Source organism: Nodosilinea sp. P-1105, from assembly GCF_012911975.1.
Lineage (GTDB): Bacteria > Cyanobacteriota > Cyanobacteriia > Phormidesmidales > Phormidesmidaceae > Nodosilinea.
In genome coordinates this window covers 1-1,171 of the sequence record NZ_SMDQ01000168.1, presented here as the reverse complement: position 1 = coordinate 1,171, position 1,171 = coordinate 1, and the positions used below count along the sequence as shown (strand labels likewise).

At 58.2% G+C, this 1,171-nt stretch carries 2 protein-coding genes; both read right to left on the bottom strand.

Annotated features, from left to right (window positions below; translation table 11 throughout):
* Positions 1-242 (bottom strand): hypothetical protein (locus tag E1H13_RS26575; protein ID WP_169617967.1); only part of this gene is annotated, 242 nt, incomplete at its 3' end.
* The coding region (locus tag E1H13_RS26570; protein ID WP_169617966.1) for a hypothetical protein at positions 242-1,171 on the bottom strand (930 nt) is incomplete at its 5' end. The genes E1H13_RS26570 and E1H13_RS26575, both read right to left, overlap by 1 nt.

Genomic DNA, 1,171 nt, shown 5'->3' with positions numbered 1-1,171 from the left:
AACCGCTCCACACAATGCCGGGCAATTTCCTGAATCTCCGAGACCGATCGCTCACCGTGGATTTCCTCCGCCAGGGGACGGTAGAAGGCCATCATGGCATCCATCCCCTGCTGTCGGCCCTGACGACCCGTGAAGTGGGGATTGTGGAGCAAGTAATGCAACACCACCGCTGTCGCCGCCGGGAACTGGGCATTGTAGACAAACTTCACCCGCCCTGACGTGTTTTCTGTCTGGCCCGCCATCAGGCTACCCTCATCCGATGACTCTCACCCAGCAGCGCCTGGAACAAGCCAAAGCCATCGGTCATCCGCATTGGCAAGGAGGGCATCTCATGAACTTCCGGCAGGTGTTCCTGTACCAGCCGGTTGAGCCCCGTCTGATGCTCCCAGGCCAGCGATAGGCGATCGCCAAAACCCCGCTGCTCAAAGTACTGCTGCAAAGCATCCCGCATCAAGTAGGCGGCTCCCCCCGCCAGCACCACCTCCCCCTTGCCAGTGGCCAAACTGGGAATCAGGTGATCGTTAAAATGTGGATCTAGAGCGGACAGGTAGGCCACCTCCACCTGAGCCAGGGCTTTAGCGAAGTCCACCGTTTCACCCTTGGCGACAGAGTACTGCTGGGCTTGACCCGTTTCCAGAGCTCGCAGCAGTATGTCGTAATCGGAGACGGATACCCCTGCTGTATTGGCCGCCTTTTCAAACGACTCCCAGAAACCGGGAAACTTGGAGGTTGATTTAGCCGAATTGAGTGTGCCGGTTTCAAAGGCCAGTTGGGTGCCGTTGCGGTGGCCCAGCATTTCAATCCAGGTAGTGCGCTGGGCAATGGCCATGCCTGCCTGCTGAAGCTGAGCTTTGCGCTGAACATAGATGCCATAGCCTTCGGGGCGGAAACTGAGCTTCAGGTCAATGCGATAGTCGGTCTCGTCCTGGAAGCGAAAGCCCTGGCAGAGCCCTGAGAGGCGAGAAGCAATTCGTTGACGGGTGGCGAGTTCGTTGATGGGCAGCAACACCCAGACGATCGCCTCAACGTGCCTTGGCAGGTTCTCTAGTTTGGCGATTGCCCCCAGCACCCCCACGATCCGCTCCGCCGCCTTTAGCGACTTATCTTCCTTAAAGCTGTTGTAGTCCAGAAAAGCCTGGGCCGCCTTGCCCACAAAGATCAGGTCATCCCC